Genomic DNA, 25,875 nt, shown 5'->3' with positions numbered 1-25,875 from the left:
CCTTACCCCATCAGTTGCATGAATGCAAGTAAATTTGCGTTTTGTTTGCATTCGTGCTAGTGCGTTATGGAGAAAATCCCGTAAATCATAGGGTTCCATGACGTTCCAACCGCTTCCCATTGAAGAGCGCGCCCGCAGAAAGCAGGTTATCGAGGATCTGCTGAAGCAGGGGTATCACCCCCAAGGCTCGCGTGGGGGCATCGCCTCCGCGACCAAGACTGCCGAGCGCGTCGAAGGCATCAACTATCCCAACTGGGTCCGCGCCGAAGAGGCGCTGAAGCGCAAGCGCAAAGAGAACTATGCGGTCAACTGGTCGCTCTACGTTCCGCCTGAGCCCAAGGCTACCGTCACCTCATGTGGCGAAGAACTGTCCGCCGAACAAGTCGACCCGCTGATCCGGGCGAAGACGCTCTCGGCCGAGGTTACCGAACTCATCACCCGATCGAACTACCCCGTCATCAACCCGGAAGCCGTCATCGTCGACACACCGATGCTGCGGAGCTGGTCCACGAAGCATCGTCGCTACGAGGAAAAGGAAGGCAAGCCGCGGACCTGGATGGTCGAGACCCTGAGGGTCGAGGCGATCAAGGACTCACGCAACCGGAACTTCATCTTCACGGGCGCACAGAACGATGCGCTGCTCCATGAGGAGTTCTGGGCCAATCTGCAGGCCTACGCCGCCTACATCAATGCCGAGATCGTCGTCGGCCCCTGGACCTACGAGACCCAGTGGTGGTCCGAGAACGACCCGCAGGCGCGCGAGTACGCGCCCGAGCTGCAGGAGCACCTGTGTTTCGGCCAGATGAAGATCGGCGACAACTTCGTGTTCTGCGGCGAGATGAACACGCTGCCGACCGCGGCGCAGCCGATCTCGGATCTGGTCACGTATAGCCGTGGCCGCTGGGCCGTGTTCCCGCACGCCAAGCGCCAGCTGAAGTCCGTCCCGTCCACCGATCCGACAATCCAGGCCCATCAGGTCATGACGTCGGGCGCCTGCACGCGGCCGAAGATCATCCCGCGTAAGGCGGGCGTGAAGTCGCTGTTCCACCAGGTGGTGGGCGCGACCGTGGTGCAGTTCGACGAGGAGGGGGACATCTTCTGCCGCCAGATCACGGCCGGCGATGACGGCGCCTTCTATGACCTCGACGCCCATGTGGCCAGCGGGGAAGTGACCACGGGCCATCGGGTCCGTGCGATTACCTATGCCGACATCCATGTCCGCAAGCTCGATCCCGCCAACACCATGGCGACGTTCGGCTGGGACATGCGTGGCAACCAGGCTCAGTACCGCAATTCGGTGGTCCACGTTCTCCGGCCCGAGAACCAGATCTTCCACGACATCTTCGACAACGAGCCGGGCAACCATCACCACGTCGGTGACAACGCCTACAGCTACGAGATGGCCTTCCGCGGGCGCGACAGCATCGAGCAGGAGGTCTATCAGTGTGGCGACTTCCTGCTGCGGACGACTGGCGAGGACAGCCAGGGCATCGTCGCAGAGGGTAACCACGACATCGCTCTGGAGAAGTACGCCCGCGAGGCGCGCTACCGGAACGACGGCATCAATGTCCGCTACGGCCTTCAGCTGGAGGAAGCGTACCTCGCGCACGTCGAGGAGCGCTCGATCGCGCTCGACAACGGCCAGCCGGTGCCGCGCTTCTCACTGTTGGAGCACGCGATCCGTCTGAAGTTCCCGCAGATCGGCTCCAAGGTCGAGTGGTGCCACGACGGCTACAGCCGCCTGATCGACGGCATTGAGGTCGGCAACCACGGCTTCCGCGGCGCGAACGGCGCCAAGGGCACCGTGACGGGCTTCGCTCGCATGGGTCGCAAGATGACCATCGGCGACAAGCACAGCCCCGAGATCCTGGAGGGCGTGTACGTCGCTGGCGCGATGAACCTGCGGCACGGATACAACAAGGGGCCGAGCGGCTGGGCCGTGACACACGTCGTCCAGTACGCCGATGGCAAGCGCACGCTGATCACGCTCCAGAAGGGCAAGTGGCGCCCTGAGCGTCCCATCATCCGCATGCCGGCGCCGTCTTTGGCTGCCTAATCGTTTGCTTGAATGCAAAAGGAGAACTGCATGAAGCCGCTCGTCTACCTCGCTGGTCCGATTTCCGGGCTGAACTTCGAGGGCGCCACGGACTGGCGGCAGTGGGCGAAGGCTGAGCTGCACCAGTTCGGGATCAAGGCGCTCTCGCCGCTCCGCGAGCAGGAGCACCTGAAAGAGGTTGGCGTCTTCACGAACGCCGCCAAGGAGACCGCGCGCTTCAAGTCGCCGATGTCCATGCCGAAGGGCCTGACGATCCGCGACCGCTGGGACGCAATGCGGTGTGACGTCCTTCTGGTGAATCTGCTGATGGCGCCGAAGGTCTCGATCGGCACGGTGATGGAGATCGCTTGGGCGGACTCCAAGGGCATCCCGATCGTCTGCGCGATCGAGGACGACGGCTCCAATGTCCACGAGCACGCCATGCTCGATCACTGTGTCGGCTACCGCGTTCCCGACCTCTGGGACGCCGTGGATGTCACGCGGCAGCTGCTTGCATGCTGACCGTCGAACGCCTGAAGCAAGTGCTGCGCTACGACGCCGAGACCGGAGAGTTCACCTGGGTCTCGCCGCCGGAAGCAGTAGCATGGATGGCAGGCAAGCGGGCCGGATGCCTGTGGGATCACGGCTACCGTGTGATCGTGATCGATGGAGTTCGCCACTACGAGCACAACCTCGCGTGGCTCTACATGAAGGGGGAGCAGGCGCCTGAGGGGCTCACAGTCGACCACGAGGATCGCAACCGCGGCAACAACCGCTGGCGCAATCTCCGCTTGGCGACACGGGCTCAGCAGAACGCCAATCAAGGCGCGAAATCGACGAGCAAGACCGGTGTCCGCGGCGTCCACAGCGACGGCAAGGGCAAATTCAGGGCTCGCATCAAGATCAACGGGAAGTCCGTCAGCCTGGGGACTTACCGCACAGTCGCGGAGGGTGCGGCAGCTTACGAGGCAAAGGCCAAGGAGCTGTACGGCGACTTCGCATGTCCGGGCGCTTGCGTGAATGCAAATTTAAGGAGTGCAAAATGACGGTAGTTGGATTGTCGGGGTTCGCTCAGTCTGGAAAGACCACGGCGGCGCTTTATTTGGAGAAGAAGTACGGGATCAAGCGGCGCCACATCGCCGAGCCGCTGCGGGCCATGCTCGCGGTGTTGATGCAGGCGAACGGCATGAAGGCCGACGAGATCACCGACTACCTGGAGGGCTCGAAGAAGGAGCAGATCGTGCCGTGCCTCGGCGTCACCTCGCGCTACGCTCAGATCACGCTCGGCACCGAGTGGGGCCGCGAGCTGATCAGCGAGGACCTGTGGTCGAACACCTGGGCCGCCGGCGTGAAGGACGGGGAGTCCGTTATGAACGACTCCGTGCGTTTCCCGAACGAGGCGGATGCGATCCGTGGTCTCGGCGGCGTCGTGATCATGATCAAGCGCCCGGGCACGCGGCCGGCAAAGTTCAAATGGGGCAAACTCGGCGAGTTCCTGTACGACAAGCTCGGTCTGCTGTGGGGCGTCCACGACAGCGAGCGCATCGATCGCATCAAGCCGGACTTCGTGATCCACAACGACGGGAGCCTGGAGACGCTCTACGCCGACCTGGACAAGGCCATGGCGACGCATTTCAGCCGCGTGCAGCTGATCAGCTTCAAGCACTCGCGGCAGGCCATCGCCGCGGCGCACGGGCTCGCGCTCGCAACGGGGCTCAGCCTCTAATGGCTGGGCTCGGTCTCCGTTGGAAGGCGGACAGCAGGCCGCAGCGCCATGGGTGGGCTCCAGGTGAGTACGTCCATAGCCGGTGCGAGGGCGAACTGTGCAAGGGTCTGGAGGATTCAAGCTGGGTGGGCGCCAAGCGCGCCTGGATGTGCGCCGACTGCGCCTATGCGATGCCAGATCCGGTGCCAGTCGATCGCGTGCAGAACGTCGTGGCGCAGCTGATCCTCGACCACAAGGACAAGTGGGGACAGGCGCAAGACAGGCCACAGCTCTTGGGCTGGTTCGTCGGGCGGGCCATGAAGGCGCTGGGCGGCAATGCCGACCCCGATGAGGTCTTCGAGAAGGTGATGCGGTCAGTTTCGACTGGGGGGAAACTTTAAACTCGGGTTGGCTTTCAATTGCAATCAGTTCCCTGATAGGATATCGGTTGCGTTGATCCGGAGCTTGGTTGGTTCGGATCAGCGCACTGCGCGTCAAAACACGGGACCCCGCTATGTCGGGCGGCCCACCAAATACAACACCCCGCCAAAGTCCTCGGGTAGCTCCCGGGGGCTGGGGAAATACGTGGGGCGTGCTTCCGTGTTTTGCGCGCAACCAACCGTCCCGGCGCCAGGGCCTCCTGGCGCTGAGCGCGGTTGCGTCTTTGAAAACACGGAAAGGAATATTCCAAAATGCGGCGTTTATTACTGGGGGTTCTGCTCGCGGGCGTTAGCCTGCCAGCGGTCGCAGCCGATATGGCTGCTAAGGCGCAGCCTGGCTATGTGGCCAGGAATTTCGACTGGACTGGGTTCTACGTCGGAGCAAACGGGGGCTACGGGTTCACCAACACCGATGGCCTGGACATGAAGGGCGGCTTTGTCGGCGGCCAACTTGGCTACAATCTTCAATCCGGGATGGTGGTCTACGGGATCGAGGGCGATCTCCATTGGGCTGACATTTCTCAGTCAGTCGGAGTCGCAGGCATTGCCTCTGCAGAGGCGAGGATCCAAGCCTTCGGAACGGTGCGCGGCCGGATCGGCGTCGCCTTCGATCAGGTCTTACTCTACGGCACGGGTGGCGCCGCATTCGCCAATAACAAGCTCACGGCGACGCTGGGTGCCGCTTCAGTCTCTGACACACAGTGGCATGCCGGATGGACGGCTGGAGGAGGCGTCGAGGTCGCCTTCAACCGCAACTGGTCGGGCAAGGTTGAGTATTTGTTCAATCGCTTCTCGAGTCAGGACTATTTCAACGGCGTGATTTCCAGCGGTGATGTCGATCTCTCGACGATCAAGGCCGGCGTCAACTACCGCTTCTGACGGTCGTCAACCTAGGCAACTACACAAAATCATTGGAGACATCATGAAGAAGATTCTTTTCGCGCTTTCCGCACTGGCTCTCTTGGGCACTGTCATTCCGGCCAAGGCAGGATGCCCTGCCGGAACGCGCTACGATTGCTCATCGACCTACAACGGCAAGCAGTCCTGCGGCTGTCGCTGATCGTCCGATACGTCCTCTTCTGCCTCATCATGGCGCTCGCCGTTGCTTGGGGCTACTTCACATCCTTCATCGGGGCGCAGTGAACATCGCCTCAACGACTTCTGAGGCCCGGCTGAACGCCGGGCTTCATTGCTCTTAGGCGGATGTCCGTCAGAAAATCCGCAGTGTTGCGCGCGAAATCTTCCACGGGATGAAGCTGCTGGGCCCATCACCGATCTTCTCGGTCGAGAACTTCAGGTCATCCAGCGTGATCTGTTGCCTGATTCGTTCCAGGGCCTCCTTCTTGAACTCCTCCTCGCCACGCGGCAGCGGATGCGTGCGGCCGAACTCCAGCTTGCGCTTGCCCTCGCTCTTATGGCGCACCTCGTAGCCGTGGTACTCGAGGATTTTGATCACGTCGACGAGGGGGTAACCGTAAACTGTCTCTCTCATGAGCGCTCCTTGAACCAAGCCTTGATGAATGCGTCGAGCTTCGGCGCGCGGCGCGGCAGTTGCGCCAGGCCGGTCCCGATCCCGTCCTCAGGCACGATGACGGTCTCGCCTTGGGCCAGCAGGCGAGCGACCTTAGTCAGGTCTTCAGTGACCCGGGCCCAGCAACTCGGATCGTCGTCGAAGAAGTCGGTCGTGTTATTGCTCGGAGCCCATTTGGTTACGACCCCGATTGCGTTCGACTCTCCGCGCATCTCGCGCGCCTGGCCGCCGTATCCGATCCGCAACACGTTGTCGCCGAAGACGTAGAACTTGTCTCGGTTGTTCCGCAGGTCCTGCCGGCGGATAAATTTCTGATAACGGATCGGCATCACGACTCCGACGTGGTGTGGTTGCGTTCGACGCCGCGGGGCACATATTCCCACCGCGGGAAAACGTGGTTGATCGAGTTGCCCTCCAGGTCGTAGCGATGCTCGGAGACCGAGACCTTCACGAAGGTCCGCATCCCGGGTGTTAAGTTCTCCGCGACGCGGTGGATAACGAACTCGTCCAGGCGCAGCAGATGCTTATCGGGGTAGGTGACGATCTGCGGCTCGTACGCAGCGGCGGCCTCCATCTCAGCAAGCGAGGCATGGTGGTCTCGCGAGAACGGGCGCAGCTGATTGGGCTGCCAGAACTCGGTGCCGCAGCGATCAGACCAGATGTAGTTGAAATCATCGGTCATGTAGCCGTCCGAGTGCCATCCCGGTCGATTGCCCGGATTATCCTTCGAGACCCACAGCGTCTTGGCGGTCAGATAGACGTAGCTGTTCACCCAGCGATCGTTGTCGAGGTCGGCGTCCACAGCGGCGATTATCGGCATGAATTGCCGAAGGTTCGCCGGGCAGCGCTCCATCTGCTGACCAGGCAGCTTGATCGGGCAGTACATCCAGAACATCATCTCCTTCGGGGAGAGGTCGATCAGGCCGAGATCGATAGGCGCGGTGCCGTAAAGTCCCATCAGGCGATCTCCTCGAAGATGTAGAGGCCCAGCTCCTGCTGGACGAACACGGCGCAGAATCCGACGTAGCGGAGGTTCAGGTTGTCGGGGATCTTGCCGCCGCACTTGAACGCCCAGAACTTGCGCTCCTCGTCCGGAACGTCGGTCCGCACGACAGCCCACAGCCAGAACATGCCGCCCTGGTCCTGCATGCGGATTATCTCGGCGCCCTTCGGGAGCCTCATCGTGAACTGCTCCAGCACCGGCATCTGGTATTTGAAGATCACGCGGCCGGTCGCGTCGGACATCTTCTTGCCGCGGGTCTTCTCGTCCCACTGGTCAGCCTGGGTCGGCACAGGCATCTTCAGCATCCGCTCTTGGCAGCGCCGGCACTTGCCGCAGCCGCTGCCGATGCTCATGTCGCCCTTGCACATCGGTTCACCGCGCAGGCGATCCTCAGCCTCATGCAAAGCGCCGAACTCCCGCTCATAAGCGGCTCCATCAGACAGGCTCAAATCCCACCTCCAAATTCTTCCCAAAGCTTCGTCCGCGCCGTCTCGCGGAACTCCTCCGCTGCCGCCACGGCCTTCTTGCTCGTGGCGTGGCAATCCTCCTCAGCCTCCGAGAGCTGGCAGACCATGCCGGCGACGGTCGGCACGTACTTGGTCCGGTTCTCGAAGTGCCGCGGCGAGGCCCGACATTTGCCGGTCGCCACGATCCTCAGTCGTTCTTCACGCGACTCCGTCATCATTCATCACCGACGTGCTGCAGGAGCGTCATCCCATCGTGAGTGCAGCAGTAGCCGGCACCACGCGGGCCATCTTCACACCACAGCCCCTTACCGAACTCGGCGAGCCCCTTGCGGGCCAGGGCTCGGACTGACCGCCGCACATGCGACGGATCAAGTCCGGACCTCTGAGCGATCCCGCGGAACGACAGGTAATTCCCGTCGTCCGCGTAGACCTGGCCAAGCGCGCGGAGAGCCTTCAGCTCTCGTTCGCTGACCGGAATGCTCATGTCGGCGAAACCCATGCCCTGATGCGGCTGCGCGGATAGACGCTCTCGGCCACGCGGTGACCGTGGTTGCCGCTGATGACGATCGGATCGCCGTTCTTGGTAAAGCCCGATACGATGCCGACATGCCCGCCGCCGCGGCGACCCATGGTCACGACGGCACCGACTTGCGGCGCGATGTGCTGGTGCTTCTCCCACGAGAGGGCACGATCATCGACGTCCTGTGCGCCCGTTACCTTCCGAAGAAAGGCCGAGCACCACAGGCTGGAGCGCACCCCAACCTCATGGGCGGTGTCGCCGACGAACTGCCGAGCGCGCTGAACGAAACCGCCGCCGGCCGAGAAGCCCTGCTGGAAGCCGCCGAAGAACGACTGCTCCTGCGGAGCCGTGACCTCGATCTTGGCCACGCGAGCGTGATGATGATGATGATGATGCCTCGGACGGGCCTCTGCGGCCGAAAAAGAGACAGCGAGGATCGCGGCGCCGATCAGCGCCGTGGTCAGTTTTCTCAAGATACTCTCCTGTTATGCGAGGTGGTCGGGCCAGCCAGCCGGCGCCGTTGCCTCGTTGGATTGGCGCCGTTCAGCGACGGCGCGACGATCAGCCTCTACGGCTGCGTAGGTCGGCAGACGGGTCCACTCGTCGTCGTAGACGCGGGCGAGGGTCTGCTGGACCTGGGATGAGAACAGGCGCGCGGCCTGCTCACCCATTTCAGCGAGCACCTTGTCTCCGAACGTCATTTTGAACGTTAGGGGGTGCTTCGCTTCCGTGCCGTCCTCACATCGGACAGCAACGAATTTGATCGGACCTGCAATCAGTGTCGTCACCGGGATGACAGTCACGCGCTGGGTGTTCTGGTCGGTCATGCTGCAATCTCCGCGGCTTGCTTGTTGTCGTTGTCGAACTTGGTGATCTCGTTGCCCCAGGCGTCCCAGCCGGGGCGCTGCACGCGGGCGAAGATGTCGGCCTTCGGATATGGCCCAGCCATCTTCGCGGCATCGACGTAGCCCTGCTCGGGCTTGCGGGAGTGCTCGCGGCGCGTCTCCAGGATCGCGGAACGGATGTTGCGGCTGTGGATCTTCGGCTTGCCGATCTTCCCGATCAGGAAGGGCTCGTGGCAGTTGCGCAGGACGTAGCCCGTGCCGAAGGTCGGCTTGCTCATGTCCTTGACCATCTTCACCCACACGCCCTGAGTGACGTAGGTGACACCCCAGTGGTCGAAGCAGGCTCTGGCCGCGTCGTACATGGGAGCCGTGGCGTACAGCCAAACCCACATGCCATCGCGATGCGCGAGGCGCTCGACATCGAGATCGAAGATGTCTTCGAGCGTCATGCAGTCGTAGTGCTGCTCAGCCGACTTGCCCTTGCCGGCCGCTGAGTAGGTCTTGAACGTCCACGGCGGGTCGATCTTCGCGAGGCCGTAGTGGTTCTCCTTCAGCGGCGCGAGGTTGAAGGCAGGAGCCGGCATCTTGGGGAACGGCTTGATCATCATTTGCATTCAAGCAAGCCTCTGGGCACGACGAGTCGCTTCCACGGCACGGATGCCGTAGACCACGATGCCCGAGCCAGGGATCTCAGCCAGCTCGACCGCCGACACATTGTCCCGCTCCAGGATCTCGATCGCTCTGCGCTTCGTCGCGTCCATCTTCCTGCGCTTGAAGCGCTTCATCAGCTCGAACATCACTTCCCCAATTTCTCTTTCCATTCACGGGCCTCGGCCAGCAGCCGAGGATCGATCACCTTGCGCTCATCCTCCGCCATGATCGCCTGCACCAGCAGAGCGTCGGGGAGGGTGGACATGCAGGGCTGTTTCTTGTTCTCGCGCTTGCAGCCCGGCTCCGTCAGCTTCTCGCGGACCACGAACATCTCGCGGTCGGGCCCGAAGCGTTCGATCAGGCCGGCGATCTTCATCCGGCCCTCTCGATCACAGCTGGCGCACTTCACCCTGACGTAGGGCAGGGGCCATTCGCTGAGTTTCATCAGAACTCCGCAGGCCTGGTGGTGTCGATCAGATCGCAGGTCACTCCGACCTCGTCGTAGATCGACTGCGCCTCAGCCAGCGAGTCCTTCCAGCGCTCCTTCAGCTCTTCAGGCAACTCGGGCGCAACAACCCGCGTGATGCCGGTCTGGACGACGTGCAGAGAACATCGCTTGCAGGTCAGGAACGGCCAGGTGTAGAGCGTGTAGCTGTGCAGCGGCTCGCGAGCTGTCAGGATCGCATTGATCTCGCCGTGAACCACGAGGTCGTACTTGATCTCGCGGGTGTTCAGGCGATGATCGGTGTCAGCGATTCCGCGAGGGAAACCGTTGTAGCCGAGGGACGCCACCGTGCGGTCGGGGCGCACGATTACGGCGCCGACCTTGGTGCTCGGATCCTTCGACGCAGCAGAGGTCGACTTCGCGAGGCCCAGGAAATACTGGTCCCACCAGAGCTGGGAGCGCTTGTTCGTCTTGATGGGCTCGGGCTCGGGCTTCGTCACGGGGTAGAGGTTGTCCGCCTTGTTGCGAAGGTCGTCGTGATCCCACTTCGCCATTACGAGATCACCTTCAGGCTCAGGATGCAGTAGCCGGGCGAAAGCACCGCGCTGGAGAAGGCGCACGGCACGGTGCGGTTGGTGATGTAGGTGATTTCGACCTCCTGCTCGTCGCCCGTGTAACAGCCGTTGATGTTGTCGTATTCCTGGAGGATGATGGTGTCTCCGATCTGGAAACCCTCATCCTCCCGCACGTCGTGAAGCTTCCGCCCGGCCTTGATCGCCTGGAAGAAGTGGGTCCAGGACTTCTTTCGCCACTGCTGCGACATCAGCGGGTCTCCACCTGGTTGAAATGGTCGTAGCCGTCGCTGTCGATGCCGGTCGGGCACTTCGTGACCTTGCCGGCCGCAAGTGCTGCGGCAGCCAGGTCCAGCATCTCGGTCGTGATCACGCCCTGGACGCCACGACGACGCATCGTCGTCATGATATTGGCTCGGCTCTGGATGCGCGGGGAGAGCGTCTCGATCAGGTCTGTGCTCGGCAGCGGCTTCAAGTCGATTTTGCGCTCGACATAGATCTTCTTCTGCCGACCGGGCAGTTCCACGCCGCGAGCGGCTGCTGCCTGCTCGATGGAGAGGCCAGCGTCGATCTCGGCCTTCGTCCGCTTGAAACGCTTCAGTGCCTTAATCTCGACAGGCTTTGCGGCTTTCACGGCTGAAGGCTTGTTCATCTTCGCCGCCGGTTGCGGGAAGTTGGCTCGAGCTTCCATCGCCTGCTCGATGGTCAGACCGAGTTCCAGCTCCGTCTTGGTGCGACGAAACCGCTTCGCCTTTTCTGGCGCGACGGGCATCGGCGCTTGTCCTGCGTTTACAACCACGGTTGGCGTGATGGCTCGTTCCTGTTCGGGCGCGGTCTCCGAAACCTTCGCCTGGAACGACGGCAAAACCCTACCTATCAAGGCTCTGAAGCTCTTTCCGAACACTCTCGCTCTTCCCCTTTTCGTTTGCATTCTGTGTTTGCATTAAAGCAAATTGAGACAGAAAGCAAGAAGTCATACCAACCCAGGTTGCAGGTTCCCTGTTTCTGGAACTACCTACTATCGTAGGAGTTTCGGTCGATGGATTTCCGCGGTGCGGTAGTTTTACGGTGCGATACAACTACTTGCATTTGCCTGCAAATCTCATTAGCAATCTGCACAAGAGGCAGGCACCGCTGGTTGGGGCCCGGAATAACGAGAAACACGAAAATGCAGACGACTTTTGAGTACCGCTCCTATGTCATCAGCCATGACGGGAGCGCCTTCAGAGCGCAGCCCATGGACGAGGAGCCCCTGTCGATCAGATCAAAGAACCTGCTCCGCCTTACCCGCTCGATCGATGCCCTTTGGAATGTGCTCGAAGGAAAAGTCGCTGCGCCCTCGTGGCTCTATCAAGAGACCGACGTGGTCGATCTCGATGCCGCTTCGGAAGCGATGCTGGTGGTAGATCACGGGAAGGCAGTACCGATGTTCCCTTTAGGGCCAACGGTAGGGCTTCCCGCTCGCGCCGCGGCCTGAGCGGAATGGGGGGCGTCATGGCGACTGTGTACCGGAACTACGTTATAGCCAGATTGGGCGACAAGTTCGTGGCTCAGTCCCGAGACGATGAATGCATCCTCGTTTCGTCGACGCAGCAGCGGCTGCACACCGCGATCGATGATCTCTGGGCCTCGCTGGATCGAGGTGTCGAGCCAGCATGGTTCTCGGGCAGCACCTCGATCGACCTCGATACGTTCGGTCCTGAATCGGTGTCATCGAGCGCTGACCCTCCTGCTCCTACGGCGAGGCCTGAGACGCACAAGATCAGCTACTGGCTATTCGGCCTGACAACGCTTTTGGTCTCAGCGTCGCTCTCCTACCTCATGGAGACGTTCGCATTCCCTATGCGCGTCGATGCCATGCTGACGCTCGGCGTTTGCGCCGTCGCGGTGTACGGCAGGCGATACGCGCTGATCGCCACCGCGATCGCCGCCCTCGTCTTGAACTTCTTCGCCACCGAACCGTTTCTGGAGTTCTCGATGCCAACAGCCAGCGAGATTGCCTTCTCGGCATTCAATTTGCTCGCTTCGATCGGCATCCCCGAACTGCTCAAGAAGAAATGTCTTCAGGCGAAGCAGGAAAAAGGCCGTACTGGACGCACCTGATTGTCATGTCCTGGGTGCCGCTGCCGCCGGGGCAGGCGACAGCGAACTGAGGCCGACCTTCTCGTAGCATTTGTTCATTGCGTACATGGCCAGCCAGCGTGTCGTAGAGCTTGCCATACTTGTTTCTTCTGACGACCGCACCCGGCCGATCGATGTTGTCCCAATCGGCCGGGTAAGGGTCGACCGCGACACCGCGGTCCTCAGCCCACTGGCGAGCCAGCCTGTCGGCTCCTGACGCCTCCCCCTCAATGATGCACGTAATCCGGCGACGCGCATGGAGGGCGTCCAGACCGCGATACAGGGTGCTTCTGGCGGCATAGTTACGACCACCGAACACGACCACGCGGAAGTTTGCCTTTAGCCAGATCAGGTCGCCGTGGCAGGCCTGTGGATGGCAATAGCAGAGGAGGTCACGGCCAGCTAGCGCCGAGACGTCCAGGTCCGGGAGCTGCGAGCACTCGAACTTCCTGATCACCTCATCTCTGGTGCCGCAGGGTCCGATGGCAAAGTGGTTGCCATACGGCGAGCCGCGGCCGATGTAGACCGCGTCTGCCGGCGCGTCGCCGTGATGAATGTTGTAGACTCGAGGTGCAGGCATCAACCACCCAGCGCGTTCTTCATCCAGCTCAGCTGCTGGCCCATCATCAACCCCTTCATAGGGACACTCACCTTGCTGAAGCGTCGGTATAGTTCGTCCATCAGGAAGCGGCGATAGTTCTCACCGGCCAAGACGACCGCAAGGTCGCCTCGCAAATCCCACTCCCCGATCTGGTCGATCACGTTTAGAGACCACTCGAAACGCTCGTCAACTTTTGCTCCATTGAGGGTCGCTTCGTATGGCGCGATGCAGTGGCGCGGCTCAATCATCCCGTGGAGCGCCGACAGGATGAACCATCGGTCGGAGTTGCGACGTGCGTACTCGGCGGCCATCCGGAACCATGGCGAGATGTAGAGGTGCTCGGCCAGGTCGGGCTCGTCAGCCTTGGTCTTGACGCAGGACACGAACGCGACCCTCATGAGCTGACTCCTGCCCAGTGCAGATTGAACTTCTTCTCGAAGGTCCAGTTGTTGATGCGACCGACCTGAGACGGCTGGACGCGGCTCTGGCGCATCCAGGCATAGGCGGCGTTCTCGGCAAAGGCCGTGACCTTCACATGGAAGCCGCTCGCCCGGATCTCGCCCGGCGAACCGAGCATAAACTGCCGGACTGGATCGAGCCCGCTCCAGGCGCCGGCCACGCGCCGGCACATGTCGTCGAAGTCGTGGTCCGACATGAATGAGTGGTCGTGCCGGTAGTAGAGCAGGGACGCCACGACGATCTGTCTGGCACAGAGGTCGAGCGAGGGTCCGGCCTCGGCCTTCGGCGGGTCAACAAACAGATCCAGAGTCTCAGTCATCGGAAGCTCTTGCAATAGTCGCCGCTGGAGAAGGTGCCGGACGGGCAGGGTTCGCCCTTGATCTTCGGGTAAGCCCGGGGCGTGTCCTTGTGGAGCGCCTCGCACTTGTTGCCGAGACCGACGTAGCCGGTGGGGCAGGTGCCATGCCGCGGGAGGGTCTCGCGACCGTCCGGAAGAGGCCGCGGGTAGGGGTTCTCGGCTAGTGCAGCAGAGGTAGTGATGAGAGCGGCGCACGCGCCTACGATGATCGTCTTGATCATGAGTTTTTGTCCTTGAAATTTGGTAAGATGTAGGGGCGCAGGTTCAGGAGAACGAACCGCTACCCCCCGAAAACCCCACGAAGAATAAGGGGAACAAAAAGGGAAACCGCGGTCTGAAACGGTCCAAAAAGGTCAATAAAATCAATGGGTACCTAACAGGGGCCCACGTTCGGGACGCAGGGGTCGCAGGTTCGAATCCTGCCACTCCGACCATTCTTCCAAAAGTCGACGTATTCCCAGAGGCTTGGCAGACCGGCCGCCGGCGCCTCGGGAGTGCCTTTTTGCAACGATTTTCGGGGCGGGTCCACGGCCGATTTGGCCCAAGCAGGGACGTCTGTGCGCGTGGCATGGCTCGCGCGGATCAAGGCGTTTTCCGTCCACGCCGATTGCGGTCGATCCTGTGCAGGCCACGAGGTCGCGCAGGTTGGCGCATCTGACCGGCCCGCAGCCCTGGCACTCCGTTTGCTCAGTCATGACCAAAGGCAGCCCCTAGCGGAGGGACTGTTTCAGGTTGAGGCAAAACAATGAAAGAAGTGTCCCGTTTCGGCTCCAATGGAGAGCTTCGGCTGAGCGCGCTGATTGCGGATCTGTGGTGGCGCGTTCAGCTCATGAACTCCGATATCCTCGAAGAAGAGGCCAAGGCCGGGGTGTTTGACGTGAAGGACCCGTCCTATCCGTTGCTCGCGATGAACCTTCGCGCGCGACGTGAGAATCTCGTGTCGACGATAAACGCGCTGGAGCAACGCGCGAAATCGGGCCGCGCCGCGGCGTGAGGTCGGTGCTCTGGCTGCGCGCCAATGGTTGGGTTGGTTGACCGGCCGCCTGTTTCGGCAATTTGGCCCGCGTCGCCCACGGCAACGGCCTGGGCCGCAAGACACAGCGAGATCACCGCCGCGCCACCAGCACGCCGACCAAAAACGCCACCATCAGCGACGGCAGCGGCGCCTCGCGCACCATGCCGCGGACGATGTCGGGCCAGTGCGGGGCCGGGACGAGACTTGGCGACCTGACGTCGGCCAGCGGCGTCATGCCCCATTCCGAGGCGAGGTCGGTGATCTCGCGTGTGGCCAGGCGCGAGCCGTCGCGGACGCGGAAGATGGCGGCGTCGGATCGGTCGCGCGGCGCGAGCGCCATCAGCGTCGCGATCGCGGTGCGCAACGTCATCTCGCCATAGCCTTGCAGCCTCACCGACTCCTCGGGGTCGGACGTCATGCGAAATCCCTCACGGCGCGAAGTGGCGCGCGATGGTGAATGCAGCCGCCGCGCATAGGACCAGCGTGGAAATCGCGCCGGTGACGCCGCGCGCAAGATGGGCCCGCGTCAGGTGCCTGGTCATGATCTTGCTCCATGTTCAGCATGGAAATGGTGGTGCGCGAGGTTGGTTCCTTGCGGCACGCGCGAATCGCGAAAGGCCTGATGACTTGCCCTGATTACTTGCGCAGCAGCTCGCTCAGGGCGGCCGTCGCCTCGGCGCAGCGGATGTCGTCGATCTCGCGCGACAGGCTGAGCGCGCTCGATCTCAGCTCTTCGATCTTCCAGCTCTCGGGATGCTGGCTTTCGAGCTGGCCGAGCCGCTTGTTTAGCTCGTCCAGTCTCGACTGGAGCTGCCCGATGCTGGCGGCCCCATTCACTTTCCAAACGCGCTGTGCACGCATCGTATTTCCCCTGCTGGTCTCACGGCGTTGTGAGAGCGGTTCGTGGCCGGAATGGGAGTTTCTTTTGTCCGGCTTCAGACGGTGGGGAACCGTTGCAGATTGGCAACGAAGTTCCCTTGTTTTAGCGCGCAATCGCATGATGAGACCTGCAGGCACAGAATTTGATTCCAACCGGCAAGGTCGTGGGTGTTGCCGCGGTATCGGCGAACCGCAAAGCGAATAAAGGAAAGACGCGTGGCGAGATTTGTGAATGTTGCGGCCGGTCAGCTTGGCCCGATCGCGAAAAGCGAGACGAGGACCGAGGTGGTGGCGCGGTTAATGACCATGATGCGCCGGGCGCACGCAGACGGCTGTGACCTGATCGTGTATCCCGAGCTCGCGCTAACCACGTTCTTTCCGCGCTGGCATTTCGAGAATCAGGCCGAAATCGACAAATTCTTCGAGCGCGAAATGCCGGGGGCGGAGACGCGAGGCCTGTTCGACCTCGCGCGCGAACTCGGCATCGGGTTCTATCTCGGCTATGCCGAGCTGGCGGTCGAGGCAGGGATTCTCAGGCGCTACAACACCTCCGTCCTGGTCGACAGAAGCGGCGCGATCGTCTTGAAATATCGCAAGGTGCACTTGCCCGGCCATGCCGAGCACGAGCCGTGGCGCAAATTCCAGCATCTGGAGAAGCGCTATTTCGAGCCTGGCGCAGGTTTTGGTGTGACCAGCGCCTTCGGCGGCGTGATGGGCATGGCGATCTGCAACGACCGCCGCTGGAGCGAGACCTACCGGGTGATGGGCCTGCAGGGCGTCGAGATGGTGCTGATCGGCTACAACACGCCAGTGCACAATCCGCCCGCACCCGAGCACGACCATCTCTCGCTGTTTCACAACCATCTGGTGATGCAGGCCGGCGCTTATCAGAACGGCACTTTCGTGGTCGGCGTCGCCAAGGCCGGCATCGAGGAGGGCGTGGAGCACATCGGCGGCAGCTGCATCATCGCGCCCTCGGGCGAGATCGTTGCGAGTTGCACGACGAACGGCGACGAGATCGCGATCGCCCGCTGCGATCTCGATCTCTGCAATTCCTACAAGCGGACGACGTTCAATTTCGACGTCCACCGCCAGCCACGGGCCTATGGGGTGATCGTCGACCGGAAGGGCGTGACGACGATGGCGGATGGGTCGCCGGTGCCGCCGAAGGCGTGATTGGCCTCGTGCCTTACCTTGCGACGCTGCTTCTCCGATGTCGTCCTGGCGGAGGCCAGGACGATGGAGCTTCGTTGCCCGACGGGCAAAACACCCGGTACGGTGTCAAGCGGCTCGGTCAAGAATATTCCACTTTACCGAAATTCGGATTTGTCGTATGTGTCGTTCATCCCGGCTCGCCCTTGAGGGGCGATCATGTGTCGTGATGATCGCAGAGTCGGGCTTGCGGTGGACGCGGCAGCGTCGGGCGCGAGAGCTGCGGGCAGGGCGGATTGCTCTCCGTGAGCCCTTAAGGCTTCGCGCGTACGGACGGCGCTGTCAGGTTCGTCGTGCCAGCATTTCGATGGCAAGGTGCACAACGCCGTCGAACCCTGTGGCGCAGGCGAACCGCGCGTACGGCAAAACCGTGTGGTCCTGGTCGTCGTTGCTACGGTCAAGCCCTGGCGGATGCGGCATTGGCGTCAACCGGCGCGGTGTCCGTGACTTTCGCCGGGGTGAGGGAGGCCAGAAGGAACTCGGCTCCCGGGAGAGCGCGGCATAAGCCGTCAAACCACTGCGCAGGGAAGGCCGTGTGTTGGGCTTCACCTGTATGCTGCTGTGCGGTCTTCTCTGCGTGTGCTTTTCGCGCAGCGGACCGCGGGTGCCGCCGGCACCCGGCCTTCCCTGCGCCCTCTTGGCTTTAGAGGGGGGAGAGATCAAGCAAAGCTCGGGCGAAACGCGCCGCGAGGATGCGAAGGCGTGTCTGCAACGCAGATGCGAATTGGAGAACGACGCCATTGCCCCTTGCTCCGTCATTGCGAGGAGCCCTTGCGACGAAGCAATCCAGAGTCTTTCCGCGGAAAGATTCTGGATTGCTTCGCTGCGCTCGCAATGACAATGCTAAAGTAGCGTTCACAACCAAGTGTCTTTATTCGGAAACGTTCATTCCCTATCATGCCGCGATGCAAAAAGCTGCCCGCCGATCTCAGTCTGCCGCCCGTCCGCCCGGCCGCCCCCGGGAGTTCGACATGGATACCGCGCTCGACAGGGCCGTGCGCGTGTTTCGCGAGCGCGGTTATCATGCCACCTCGATCGGCGACCTCACCGCGGCGATGCGGCTGGCGACCGGGAGCGTCTACAAGGCGTTTCGCGACAAGCATGCCGTGTTCCTGGCCGCCTTCGAACGCTACACCACGCTGCGCCAGGAGCAGACGCACAGCGCTGCGGCGCGCGGCGCGAACGGCCGCGAGCAAATCCGCAACGTGCTCCTGTCCTATGTCGAGCATTCCCAGGGCACCGAGGGGCGGCGCGGCTGCCTTGTCGTCGGCAGCGCGGTCGAACTGTCCGCGCTCGATCCGGTGGTCGGCGCCCGCGTCAATGCGCAGCTCAAGACAAACGAAAGCTTCATCGCCGGCCTCATTCGCAAGGGGCAGACCGATGGCTCAATTCCCCGCCATGTCGCCGCCGACGACACCGCGCGGCTGATGATCTGCATCACGCAGGGCATGCGCGTCGTCGGCAAGGCGCGCCTGCCGCTCGACGGGATGCGTCTGGTCGCCGTCGCGATGAAGCTGCTCGCCTGAATTTTTTGTCATATTAGGGAATAATCATTCCCTAATCCTGGGGGACCATGTGAATGACGATGAATGCCACGATCGAGACCGCGCCCGGACCGGACGCGGTGTCGCAGCGCCTGACCTTCGTGCTTGCCGCGGCCTGTGGCATGGTCGCCGCCAACATCTATTATGCCCAGCCGCTGATCGCGCCGATCAGCGCCGCGCTCGGCCTGTCGCATGCCGCCGCCGGGCTGATCGTCACCATGACGCAGATCGGCTATGGCGTGGGGCTTCTCTTCATCGTGCCGCTCGGCGACCTCGTCGAGAACCGCTCGCTGATCTGCTCGGTGATCGCGCTCGGCGCGGCGGCGCTGCTTGCCGCGGCGTTCGCGACCCACGCGCTGCCGTTCCTGATCGCCGCGCTGTTCATCGGGCTCGGCTCGGTTGCGGTGCAGATCATCATTCCCTATGCCGCGCATCTGGCGCCCGAGGCCATCCGCGGCCGCGTCGTCGGCAACGTTTCGACCGGCCTGATGCTCGGCATCATGCTGGCGCGCCCGGTGTCGAGCTTCGTCACGGCGGCGCTGTCGTGGCACGCAGTGTTCTTCGGCTCGGCCGGGCTGATGATCGTGCTCGCAGCCGTGCTCTGGGTGACGTTGCCGCAGCGCAAGCCGGTCGCGCGGATGCATTATGGCGCGTTGCTGCTGTCGATGCCGCAGCTGGTGCGCACGACGCCGCTGCTGCGCCGCCGCGCGCTTTACCAGGCGAGCCTGTTCGGCTGCTTCACGCTGTTCTGGACGGTGGCGCCGCTCCAGCTCGCGGGCGCGTTCGGCTTCACCCAACGCGGCATCGCGCTGTTCGCGCTCGCCGGCGTCGCCGGCGTGTTCGCGGCGCCGATCGCAGGACGGCTCGCCGATCGCGGCCATAGCCGCATCGCGACGCTGATCGCGATGCTGCTCGCGGCCGTCGGATTCCTGATCACGCATGTCGGCGCGGCCGGATCGGCGCTGAACCTCGCCTGCCTGGTCGTGGCCGCGATCGCCATCGACATCGGCGTGCAGGGCAACGTCGTGCTCGGCTTCCGCGCCATTTTCCTGCTCGGGCACGAGCACCGCAGCCGCCTCAACGGCCTCTACATGGCGACGTTCTTCGCCGCCGGCGCCGCCGGCTCCGCGCTCGGCGCCTTCGCCTTCGCGCAAGGCGGCTGGACGCTCGCATCGGCCATTGGCCTTGCCCTGCCGGTGGCCGGCTTGGTCTATGCGGCCACCGAGTAGCCGCCGGCATGGCCGGAATGGTGCGATACGGCCCGTTTACCAACGCCGCGAGCCCGCAATTTCCGGCTCGCGGTCCGGCCGCCGCTGTAGTACTTTGGTCGCAAGCGGACCTGGTTAACAGGCGGCAGGGGGAGGCTGATGAGGCGTACGGGGCTGTTTGGCGTACCGCAGGTACGGCCATGGTCGTGGCAGGCGTTTCTGCTCGGATTCGTGGCCGTCGCGATGTCGGCGCTGCTTCAGGGGATTTGTGTTGCGCTAGGCGCAAAACTCTATTTCGCGGCGTTCTTGCCCGGCCTTTTCGTGCTCGGGCTTGTCGCAGGCGTGCCGGCGGCGACCCTCGCCACGCTGCTGACCATTCCCCTGGTGTGGTGGGCGTTCATGCCGCCCTTCTTCGAGTTCAATGCGCTGACCAGCGCGAACACCGATTCCATCAACCTGTTCTGCCTGCTGGCCGTGCTGCTGATCGGCCTCGCCGATCTCTGCCGCGAGACGATGGCGATCGTCAGCCGCGGCGGGCTGCAGCGCCCGGGCGAGAGCGCGGCAACGAATCCGCAATAAGTCGGCTTTGCACGACCATACGCGTTGCGCGCGCGCAACAGTTCGGCAACCATCCGCGAGCTTGCCGCGCGCCGCTAACTTTTCGAAAAAGATTTGGCCGCAGTTTCTCCCGCGGGAATGACGAGGGAGTTTTCGGACATGAACAGCCAAATAACCGGGCACGCCATCTTGGAGAACGTGCGCCGCTACCGCGGCATCGCATCGCTCTATCGCCAGACCGCAGCATTCCGCCCGGGCCAGAGCTGGTCGCTGCTGGAGCAGGCGAGGGATTGGGAAGCGCGGGCGCTGTCGGAGCTGGAAGCCTATTTCGCGGCCCGCGCGGACCACGCGGCCCCACTCGCGGCCTGATCGTTAACCATCGGCGCGGCCTCGGTCCATCTTGCCGAAGGTGCGATCGTCGGATCGTGCACGGGACACCACGCGGCGATTTCGGAGTTGTCTCGGCGCGCGCCTGTGCTAGCAACGGCTCAACGAGATCCTTCACGTCGGCCGGGGCAAGCGATGATCACCTTCAACCGCATCTTCACGACGGAGCGCCTGCTCCAGATCATCGTGGTCCTGATCGCGACGATCGCCATGAAGCTGATGAGCTGAGCTTCGGCTGCCTATCGCCCGCCGAGTTCGGGCACCTCGGGCAGATAGTTCGAGCCTTCCGAACCCAGAAAATCGAACATCGCCTGCGCCGGCGGCAGCAGCACCTTGTCGCTGCGGCGGATCACATACCATTGCCGGACGATCGGCAGGCCGGCGACGTCGAGCACGATGAGCCGGCCCTCGGCGAGCTCATGCGCCACGGTGTGCGCCGAGATGAAGGCGATGCCGAGCCCGGCGATCACCGCCTGCTTGATGGTCTCGTTGCTGCTCATCTCCATGCCGATGATCGGCTCGAGATCCGACTTCTGGAACATGCCTTCCATCAGCGTCCGCGTGCCCGAGCCCGGCTCGCGGGTGAGGAAGGTCTCGTGCACGAGGTCGGTCAGGTTGAGGCCGGAATCCTTCTCCAGCCAATGTCCCTTGCGCGCGACGATGATGTGCGGATTGCGCCCGAGCTGACGGACGTCGACCGTGACGTCGGCCGGTGGCCGACCCATCACGGCGAAATCGAGGTCGTAGCCGTGCATGGCCTCGCGGATCTCCTCGCGGTTGCCGATGGTGAGCTTGATCTCGATCTTGGGATAGCGCTTCGAGAATGCCGCGATCGCGTGCGGCACGAAATATTTTGCGGTCGAGACCGCGCCGAGCTGCACCGTGCCGCCGGTCCGCCCCGCCAGCAGGTCGAGCGAGCCCTGGCAGTCCATGATCGCGGCCTCGACCCGTTCGGCCAGCGCCAGCACCTCCTTGCCAGCCTCCGTCAGCAGCATGCCGTCACCGGTCCGCTGCACCAGCGGCAGGCCGGCGAGGTCCTGAAGCTGCCGGAGCTGCTGGGTCACGGCGGGCTGCGTCAGCCCGAGATGGCTGGACGCCGCCGTCACGCTGCCCTTGGCCGAAAGCGCCGCGAGCGAGCGCAGCTGCCGGATCGTCAGATGCCGGAGCTGGGCCGCCGCATGGCCGGGGCCATTATAAGAAAATTCTTTGGGGCTCATTATGAATAGAAATTTTCCTTATTAAGCCGGCCCTGTCAATCTCGTCGTGCTGGGACGGACCGCATCGACCCTCCAAGGGGGAGGGAAATGGATGCGGCGCCAGCAAGGGGATGGACGCAGATGACCGGGCAACTCAGGCTGGACGACCACCTTCAACGGTACTCAGAGACCGCACCGCATGCGCTCGCCGTGGCGGCCGCAGTCGATGCCATCGCGGCAGCAGCGGTCGAGATCGCCGATCTCATCGCCTCCGGCGATCTCGCCGACGCCTCGGGCCTGACGACGGGCCGCAACAGCGACGGCGATGTCCAGCGCGATCTCGACGTCCAGGCCGATGCGATCCTGCGCCGCTGCCTCGTCAGGCTGCCGATCGCGGCGCTGGCGTCGGAGGAGATGCGCGAGGCCCAGATCGTCGACCGCGAAGGCCGCATCTGCGTCGCGATCGATCCGCTCGACGGCTCCTCCAACATCGACATCAACATGACCGTCGGCACGATCTTCTCGATCCTGCCGGCACCCGATGATCTCTCACTCGCCTTCCGTCAGCGCGGCTCGGCGCAGCTTGCGGCGGGCTTCGTCACCTACGGCCCGCAGACCTCGCTGGTGCTGACGCTCGGCGACGGCGTCGACATCTTCACGCTTGACCGTAAGGCGGGCTGCTTCCGCCTCGCGCGCAGCGGCGTGCAGATCTCCGAGGCTTGCGAGGAGTTCGCGATCAACGCGTCCAATCGCCGGCACTGGGATGCGCCGGTGCGCGCCTTCATCGACGAATGCCTCGCCGGTGTCGAAGGGCCCGCCAACCACGATTTCAACATGCGCTGGATCGGCTCGCTGGTCGCGGAGGCCTATCGCATTCTCACCCGCGGCGGTGTGTTCCTCTATCCCTCGGACGCGCGACCCGGCTATGGCGACGGCCGCCTGCGCCTCACCTACGAGGCGCACCCGATGGCGATGATCATCGAGCAGGCCGGCGGCTCGGCCACGACCGGGCGCGAGCGCATCCTCGAGCTGTCTGCGCAAAGCCTGCATCAGCGCGTGCCGCTGATCATGGGCTCGAGCAACGAGGTGCGGCGGGTCGAGGAATTGCATTGCGATCCCCTGTTGGTTGCCAGCGTCTCCGCACCGCTGTTCGCGCGGCGCGGATTCTTCCGGCTCTGAGCGAGGCGTCCCATGTCCAGGAAGCATCCGATCATCTCGATCACCGGCTCCTCCGGCGCCGGCACTACCTCGGTCAAGAAGACCTTCGAGCAGATATTTTTCCGCGAGAAGGTCAACGCCGTCTACATCGAGGGCGACGCGTTCCATCGCTACGACCGCGCCGAGATGCGCGCGCAGATGGCGAAGGAGGCCGAGCGCGGCAACAAGCACTTCAGCCATTTCAGCCCTGAGACCAATCTGTTCGAGGAGCTGGAGCGCGCGTTCCGCGACTACGGCGAGACCGGCACGGCGGTGACGCGGCATTACGTCCACGACGCCGAGGAATCCGCGCTGCATGGCGCGGCACCCGGCACCTTCACCGAGTGGAAGCGGCTGCCGGAGAGTTCGGACCTGCTGTTCTACGAGGGCCTGCACGGCGCCGTCGTCACCGACAAGGTCAACGTCGCGGGCTATGCGGATCTCAAGATCGGCGTCGTGCCCGTGATCAATCTCGAATGGATCCAGAAGCTGCACCGTGATCGCAGCGCGCGCGGCTATTCGACCGAGGCCGTCACCGACACCATCCTGCGGCGGATGCCCGACTACATCCACTACATCTGCCCGCAATTCACCGAGACCGACATCAACTTCCAGCGCGTGCCAACGGTGGACACCTCCAATCCGTTCATCGCACGCTGGATCCCGACGCCGGACGAATCGATGGTCGTGATCCGCTTCAAGAACCCACGCGGGATCGACTTCCCCTATCTGCTCTCGATGCTGCCGCAAAGCTGGATGTCGCGCGCCAATTCGATCGTCTGCCCCGGAGCCAAGCTCGATCTCGCGATGCAACTCATCCTGACGCCGCTGATCATGCAGCTGATCGAGCGCAAGCGGAGCCTGAAGTGATGCACAGCAACGACAACAACGGGAGGATCCGATGAATATCTCGGTTCATGCCGAAGCCGACCTTACGGCGGTCACGCATAACGATCTCGCCAACGCCGTCCGCTTCCTCGCGGTGGACGCCATCGAGACCTCGCAGTCGGGCCATCCCGGCCTGCCCATGGGCATGGCCGACGTCGCGACCGTGCTGTTCTCGCGCTTCCTCAAATTCGACTCGGCCCATCCCAACTGGCCCGACCGCGACCGCTTCGTGCTGTCGGCGGGCCACGGCTCGATGCTGCTCTATGCGCTGCTGCATCTGACCGGCGGCGATGTCAGCCTCGACGACATCAAGGCGTTCCGGCAATGGGGCTCCAAGACGCCGGGCCATCCGGAATGCGGCCACACGCCGGGCGTCGAGACCACGACTGGACCGCTGGGGCAGGGGATTGCGACGGCGGTCGGCATGGCGCTCGCCGAACGCATGGCCAATGCGCGGCATGGCGACGGCCTCGTCGATCACTTCACCTATGTGATCGCCGGTGACGGCTGCCTGATGGAGGGTATCAGCCAGGAGGCGATCTCGCTCGCCGGTCATCTCCAGCTAGCGCGTCTGATCGTGCTTTTCGACGACAACGGCATTTCCATCGACGGGCCGACCTCGCTCGCGACCTCCGACGACCAGCTCGCCCGCTTCGCCGCCTCCGGCTGGTCGGTGCGCCGTGTCGATGGACACGATCCCGAAGCCATTGCACAGGCGATCGCGGAGGAGCGTGAGACCACAAAACCGTCGCTGATCGCCTGCCGCACCATCATCGGCTATGGCGCGCCTGATAGACAGGGCACCGAGAAGGCGCATGGTGCGCCGCTCGGCACTGAGCAGACCGCGGCCGCGCGGCGGGCGTTGGGCTGGGACTATCAGCCTTTCGTGGTGCCGCTCCCGATCTCGAAGGCGTGGCGGATGATCGGACAGCGCGGGCAGGTCGCCCGTCTCGCCTGGCTCGATCGCTATGAACGTGCGACGCCCGAGCAGCGCGACCTGTTCGTCGAGGGTAAGGCCGTCGCCTTGCCGGGCGCCTATGCGCTGGCTGCGGCGAAGTTGCGCGAGCGCTTCGCCAGCGAGCGTCCGAAGATCGCAACGCGCCAGGCCTCGCAACAGGTGCTCGACGGCATCGCCGGGGCGATTCCGGGCTTGGTCGGCGGCTCCGCCGACCTCACGCATTCGAACCTCACGCATGCCAAGGTGCAGGCTCCCGTCACACGCGGGGCGTTCGCCGGCGACTACATCCACTACGGCATTCGCGAGCACGGCATGGCTGCCGCGATGAATGGCCTCGCGCTGCATGGTGGCTTCATCCCCTATGGCGGCACCTTCCTCGCCTTCTCCGACTACAGCCGGCCGGCGATTCGCCTTGCGGCCTTGATGCGGCTGCGCGTGATCCATGTGATGACTCACGACTCCATCGGCCTCGGCGAGGACGGCCCGACGCACCAGCCGGTCGAGCATGTCGCCGCACTGCGGGTGATCCCGAACCTTCTGGTGTTCCGCCCCGCCGATGCGGTGGAGACGCTGGAAGCCTGGGATTGCGCACTCACCTCCGAGAGCCGTCCGTCCGTGTTGTGCTTGTCGCGTCAGGCCTTGCCGACCTTCCGCAGCGATGTCCGCGGCAGAAATCGCGTCGCGCGCGGCGCATATCTCGTCGTCTCCCCTGACGGCGGCCGCGACGTGACGTTGATCGCGACCGGCTCGGAAGTGTCGATCGCGCTGGAGGCGGCCCGCCTGCTCGCGACCGAGCACATCCGCGCAGCCGTCGTCTCTGCACCCTGCTTCGCTCTGTTCGAGGAGCAGCCGGACGACTACCGCGCCACGGTGCTCGGTACTGCACCGCGTGTCGGCATCGAGGCGGCCGTAGCGGGTGACTGGCCGCGCTGGATCGGCACTGAGGGCGAGTTCGTCGGCATGCGCGGCTTCGGCGCCTCGGCGCCGGCGCCCGTGCTGTACCGCGAGTTCGGCATCACACCGCAAAGCATTGCGGAAGCCGCCCGGCGGGCGATCGCCCGGAAGAAACAATAAGGAGGA

The 25,875-nt window shown here is 63.4% G+C and carries 39 protein-coding genes; 18 read left to right on the top strand and 21 right to left on the bottom strand.

The genetic code is table 11. From position 1 onward, the window contains the following. Positions 1–97 precede the first annotated feature (97 nt). The 7 genes from ACNJX8_RS30385 (at position 98) to ACNJX8_RS30355 (ending at position 5,240) form a co-directional block, all read left to right on the top strand. Positions 98–2,056, top strand: a complete 1,959-nt coding sequence (locus ACNJX8_RS30385) for a hypothetical protein (RefSeq protein WP_439357746.1) — start codon at positions 98–100, stop codon at positions 2,054–2,056. 30 nt (positions 2,057–2,086) lie between these two features. Beyond that, positions 2,087–2,557: a nucleoside 2-deoxyribosyltransferase gene (locus ACNJX8_RS30380; RefSeq protein WP_439357745.1), complete on the top strand. Its 471-nt coding sequence runs from the start codon at positions 2,087–2,089 to the stop codon at positions 2,555–2,557. Beyond that, positions 2,551–3,081 (top strand): HNH endonuclease, encoded by a 531-nt coding sequence (locus ACNJX8_RS30375; RefSeq protein ID WP_439357744.1) that lies wholly within the window; start codon positions 2,551–2,553, stop codon positions 3,079–3,081. Before ACNJX8_RS30380 ends, ACNJX8_RS30375 begins: the two co-directional genes overlap by 7 nt. Beyond that, on the top strand, positions 3,078–3,761 hold the full coding sequence (locus ACNJX8_RS30370) for a hypothetical protein (protein WP_439357743.1): 684 nt from the start codon (positions 3,078–3,080) through the stop codon (positions 3,759–3,761). Before ACNJX8_RS30375 ends, ACNJX8_RS30370 begins: the two co-directional genes overlap by 4 nt. 125 nt (positions 3,762–3,886) lie before the next feature. Then, complete coding sequence (locus ACNJX8_RS30365; protein WP_439357742.1) at positions 3,887–4,141, top strand: hypothetical protein; 255 nt, start codon at positions 3,887–3,889, stop codon at positions 4,139–4,141. 291 nt (positions 4,142–4,432) lie between these two features. After that, entirely contained in the window at positions 4,433–5,059 is a 627-nt protein-coding gene (locus ACNJX8_RS30360) for an outer membrane protein (RefSeq protein ID WP_439357741.1), read from the top strand. A gap of 43 nt (positions 5,060–5,102) precedes the next feature. Further along, on the top strand, positions 5,103–5,240 hold the full coding sequence (locus ACNJX8_RS30355; protein WP_439357740.1) for a hypothetical protein: 138 nt from the start codon (positions 5,103–5,105) through the stop codon (positions 5,238–5,240). Between the two features lie 150 nt (positions 5,241–5,390). On the opposite strand, the gene ACNJX8_RS30350 is transcribed toward ACNJX8_RS30355, so the two are convergent. From ACNJX8_RS30350 to ACNJX8_RS30285, 14 genes are read right to left on the bottom strand one after another with little or no spacing between them, the layout of a single operon-like run. Continuing rightward, complete coding sequence (locus ACNJX8_RS30350) at positions 5,391–5,672, bottom strand: hypothetical protein (protein ID WP_439357739.1); 282 nt, start codon at positions 5,670–5,672, stop codon at positions 5,391–5,393. Next, positions 5,669–6,040, bottom strand: coding sequence for a hypothetical protein (locus tag ACNJX8_RS30345; RefSeq protein ID WP_439357738.1), 372 nt, complete (start codon positions 6,038–6,040; stop codon positions 5,669–5,671). Before ACNJX8_RS30345 ends, ACNJX8_RS30350 begins: the two co-directional genes overlap by 4 nt. Further along, positions 6,040–6,669, bottom strand: a complete 630-nt coding sequence (locus ACNJX8_RS30340; RefSeq protein ID WP_439357737.1) for a hypothetical protein — start codon at positions 6,667–6,669, stop codon at positions 6,040–6,042. Before ACNJX8_RS30340 ends, ACNJX8_RS30345 begins: the two co-directional genes overlap by 1 nt. Further along, the gene (locus ACNJX8_RS30335; protein WP_439357736.1) at positions 6,669–7,163 is read right to left on the bottom strand and encodes a DUF7352 domain-containing protein; all 495 of its coding nucleotides are present in this window, start codon (positions 7,161–7,163) and stop codon (positions 6,669–6,671) included. The genes ACNJX8_RS30340 and ACNJX8_RS30335 overlap by 1 nt, the downstream gene beginning before the upstream one ends. Further along, positions 7,160–7,396 (bottom strand): hypothetical protein, encoded by a 237-nt coding sequence (locus ACNJX8_RS30330; protein ID WP_439357735.1) that lies wholly within the window; start codon positions 7,394–7,396, stop codon positions 7,160–7,162. The genes ACNJX8_RS30335 and ACNJX8_RS30330 overlap by 4 nt, the downstream gene beginning before the upstream one ends. Continuing rightward, the gene (locus ACNJX8_RS30325) at positions 7,396–7,680 is read right to left on the bottom strand and encodes a hypothetical protein (RefSeq protein WP_439357734.1); all 285 of its coding nucleotides are present in this window, start codon (positions 7,678–7,680) and stop codon (positions 7,396–7,398) included. Before ACNJX8_RS30325 ends, ACNJX8_RS30330 begins: the two co-directional genes overlap by 1 nt. Further along, entirely contained in the window at positions 7,662–8,174 is a 513-nt protein-coding gene (locus ACNJX8_RS30320; RefSeq protein ID WP_439357733.1) for a CHAP domain-containing protein, read from the bottom strand. Before ACNJX8_RS30320 ends, ACNJX8_RS30325 begins: the two co-directional genes overlap by 19 nt. A 12-nt stretch (positions 8,175–8,186) precedes the next feature. Continuing rightward, positions 8,187–8,528 carry a hypothetical protein gene (locus tag ACNJX8_RS30315; protein WP_439357732.1) on the bottom strand — a complete coding sequence of 114 codons (342 nt, stop codon included), beginning with the start codon at positions 8,526–8,528 and terminating at the stop codon, positions 8,187–8,189. Next, positions 8,525–9,160 carry an MT-A70 family methyltransferase gene (locus tag ACNJX8_RS30310; protein ID WP_439357731.1) on the bottom strand — a complete coding sequence of 212 codons (636 nt, stop codon included), beginning with the start codon at positions 9,158–9,160 and terminating at the stop codon, positions 8,525–8,527. The genes ACNJX8_RS30315 and ACNJX8_RS30310 overlap by 4 nt, the downstream gene beginning before the upstream one ends. Then, positions 9,161–9,343: a hypothetical protein gene (locus tag ACNJX8_RS30305; protein WP_439357730.1), complete on the bottom strand. Its 183-nt coding sequence runs from the start codon at positions 9,341–9,343 to the stop codon at positions 9,161–9,163. Next, on the bottom strand, positions 9,343–9,642 hold the full coding sequence (locus tag ACNJX8_RS30300) for a hypothetical protein (protein WP_439357729.1): 300 nt from the start codon (positions 9,640–9,642) through the stop codon (positions 9,343–9,345). Before ACNJX8_RS30300 ends, ACNJX8_RS30305 begins: the two co-directional genes overlap by 1 nt. After that, positions 9,642–10,196: a deoxycytidylate deaminase gene (locus tag ACNJX8_RS30295; RefSeq protein ID WP_439357728.1), complete on the bottom strand. Its 555-nt coding sequence runs from the start codon at positions 10,194–10,196 to the stop codon at positions 9,642–9,644. Before ACNJX8_RS30295 ends, ACNJX8_RS30300 begins: the two co-directional genes overlap by 1 nt. After that, a complete protein-coding gene (locus ACNJX8_RS30290; RefSeq protein WP_439357727.1) occupies positions 10,196–10,465 on the bottom strand; it encodes a DUF3850 domain-containing protein in 270 nt (89 codons plus the stop codon). The genes ACNJX8_RS30295 and ACNJX8_RS30290 overlap by 1 nt, the downstream gene beginning before the upstream one ends. Further along, a complete protein-coding gene (locus ACNJX8_RS30285) occupies positions 10,465–11,118 on the bottom strand; it encodes a hypothetical protein (protein WP_439357726.1) in 654 nt (217 codons plus the stop codon). The genes ACNJX8_RS30290 and ACNJX8_RS30285 overlap by 1 nt, the downstream gene beginning before the upstream one ends. 264 nt (positions 11,119–11,382) lie before the next feature. Here ACNJX8_RS30285 and ACNJX8_RS30280 point away from each other — a divergent pair, with 264 nt between their 5' ends. Then, on the top strand, positions 11,383–11,691 hold the full coding sequence (locus tag ACNJX8_RS30280; RefSeq protein WP_439357725.1) for a hypothetical protein: 309 nt from the start codon (positions 11,383–11,385) through the stop codon (positions 11,689–11,691). Positions 11,692–11,696: 5 nt separating this feature from the next. Beyond that, positions 11,697–12,317, top strand: coding sequence for a DUF4118 domain-containing protein (locus ACNJX8_RS30275; RefSeq protein WP_439357724.1), 621 nt, complete (start codon positions 11,697–11,699; stop codon positions 12,315–12,317). Here ACNJX8_RS30275 and ACNJX8_RS30270 read toward each other — a convergent pair. Genes ACNJX8_RS30270 through ACNJX8_RS30255 form a run of 4 tightly spaced genes read right to left on the bottom strand, consistent with a single transcriptional unit; the run spans position 12,262 to position 13,974 of the window. Further along, a complete protein-coding gene (locus tag ACNJX8_RS30270) occupies positions 12,262–12,915 on the bottom strand; it encodes an SLOG family protein (protein WP_439357723.1) in 654 nt (217 codons plus the stop codon). The two genes, ACNJX8_RS30275 and ACNJX8_RS30270, sit on opposite strands and share 56 nt — an antisense overlap. Continuing rightward, positions 12,915–13,334 (bottom strand): DUF6884 domain-containing protein, encoded by a 420-nt coding sequence (locus ACNJX8_RS30265; RefSeq protein ID WP_439357722.1) that lies wholly within the window; start codon positions 13,332–13,334, stop codon positions 12,915–12,917. The genes ACNJX8_RS30270 and ACNJX8_RS30265 overlap by 1 nt, the downstream gene beginning before the upstream one ends. Then, on the bottom strand, positions 13,331–13,714 hold the full coding sequence (locus tag ACNJX8_RS30260; RefSeq protein ID WP_439357721.1) for a DNA ligase LigA-related protein: 384 nt from the start codon (positions 13,712–13,714) through the stop codon (positions 13,331–13,333). Before ACNJX8_RS30260 ends, ACNJX8_RS30265 begins: the two co-directional genes overlap by 4 nt. Further along, entirely contained in the window at positions 13,711–13,974 is a 264-nt protein-coding gene (locus ACNJX8_RS30255) for a hypothetical protein (RefSeq protein ID WP_439357720.1), read from the bottom strand. Before ACNJX8_RS30255 ends, ACNJX8_RS30260 begins: the two co-directional genes overlap by 4 nt. A gap of 524 nt (positions 13,975–14,498) precedes the next feature. On the opposite strand from ACNJX8_RS30255, the gene ACNJX8_RS30250 reads away from it, so the two are divergent. Continuing rightward, positions 14,499–14,747, top strand: coding sequence for a hypothetical protein (locus ACNJX8_RS30250; protein ID WP_128935366.1), 249 nt, complete (start codon positions 14,499–14,501; stop codon positions 14,745–14,747). 112 nt (positions 14,748–14,859) lie between these two features. On the opposite strand, the gene ACNJX8_RS30245 is transcribed toward ACNJX8_RS30250, so the two are convergent. Further along, positions 14,860–15,186, bottom strand: coding sequence for a hypothetical protein (locus ACNJX8_RS30245; RefSeq protein ID WP_128935365.1), 327 nt, complete (start codon positions 15,184–15,186; stop codon positions 14,860–14,862). Between the two features lie 218 nt (positions 15,187–15,404). After that, positions 15,405–15,629, bottom strand: coding sequence for a hypothetical protein (locus ACNJX8_RS30240; protein WP_091892541.1), 225 nt, complete (start codon positions 15,627–15,629; stop codon positions 15,405–15,407). A 234-nt stretch (positions 15,630–15,863) separates the two neighbouring features. Here ACNJX8_RS30240 and ACNJX8_RS30235 point away from each other — a divergent pair, with 234 nt between their 5' ends. The 5 genes from ACNJX8_RS30235 to ACNJX8_RS30215 all read left to right on the top strand — a co-directional run bounded on the left by ACNJX8_RS30235 (position 15,864) and on the right by ACNJX8_RS30215 (position 20,538). Next, positions 15,864–16,823, top strand: a complete 960-nt coding sequence (locus tag ACNJX8_RS30235; protein WP_439357719.1) for an N-carbamoyl-D-amino-acid hydrolase — start codon at positions 15,864–15,866, stop codon at positions 16,821–16,823. Between the two features lie 941 nt (positions 16,824–17,764). Further along, positions 17,765–18,385, top strand: coding sequence for a TetR/AcrR family transcriptional regulator (locus tag ACNJX8_RS30230; protein WP_439357718.1), 621 nt, complete (start codon positions 17,765–17,767; stop codon positions 18,383–18,385). A 53-nt stretch (positions 18,386–18,438) separates the two neighbouring features. Beyond that, positions 18,439–19,632: an MFS transporter gene (locus tag ACNJX8_RS30225; protein WP_439357717.1), complete on the top strand. Its 1,194-nt coding sequence runs from the start codon at positions 18,439–18,441 to the stop codon at positions 19,630–19,632. A 138-nt stretch (positions 19,633–19,770) separates the two neighbouring features. Then, positions 19,771–20,190 carry a DUF4118 domain-containing protein gene (locus ACNJX8_RS30220; protein WP_439357716.1) on the top strand — a complete coding sequence of 140 codons (420 nt, stop codon included), beginning with the start codon at positions 19,771–19,773 and terminating at the stop codon, positions 20,188–20,190. A 138-nt stretch (positions 20,191–20,328) separates the two neighbouring features. Then, positions 20,329–20,538, top strand: a complete 210-nt coding sequence (locus ACNJX8_RS30215) for a hypothetical protein (RefSeq protein ID WP_439357715.1) — start codon at positions 20,329–20,331, stop codon at positions 20,536–20,538. A gap of 257 nt (positions 20,539–20,795) precedes the next feature. On the opposite strand, the gene ACNJX8_RS30210 is transcribed toward ACNJX8_RS30215, so the two are convergent. Further along, positions 20,796–21,773, bottom strand: coding sequence for a LysR family transcriptional regulator (locus tag ACNJX8_RS30210; protein WP_439357714.1), 978 nt, complete (start codon positions 21,771–21,773; stop codon positions 20,796–20,798). A 120-nt stretch (positions 21,774–21,893) separates the two neighbouring features. Between ACNJX8_RS30210 and ACNJX8_RS30205 the strand changes: the two genes are divergently transcribed. Genes ACNJX8_RS30205 through tkt form a run of 3 tightly spaced genes read left to right on the top strand, consistent with a single transcriptional unit; the run spans position 21,894 to position 25,869 of the window. Then, positions 21,894–22,931, top strand: a complete 1,038-nt coding sequence (locus ACNJX8_RS30205; protein ID WP_439357713.1) for a class 1 fructose-bisphosphatase — start codon at positions 21,894–21,896, stop codon at positions 22,929–22,931. A gap of 12 nt (positions 22,932–22,943) precedes the next feature. Further along, positions 22,944–23,819 carry a phosphoribulokinase gene (locus ACNJX8_RS30200; RefSeq protein WP_439357712.1) on the top strand — a complete coding sequence of 292 codons (876 nt, stop codon included), beginning with the start codon at positions 22,944–22,946 and terminating at the stop codon, positions 23,817–23,819. 31 nt (positions 23,820–23,850) lie between these two features. Beyond that, on the top strand, positions 23,851–25,869 hold the full coding sequence (gene tkt, locus ACNJX8_RS30195; protein WP_439357711.1) for a transketolase: 2,019 nt from the start codon (positions 23,851–23,853) through the stop codon (positions 25,867–25,869). Positions 25,870–25,875 lie beyond the last annotated feature (6 nt).

It is taken from the genome of Bradyrhizobium sp. SPXBL-04 (assembly GCF_051853035.1).
Taxonomy (GTDB): Bacteria; Pseudomonadota; Alphaproteobacteria; order Rhizobiales; family Xanthobacteraceae; genus Bradyrhizobium; species Bradyrhizobium zhanjiangense.
This window is presented reverse-complemented; position numbering and strand designations above follow the sequence as displayed.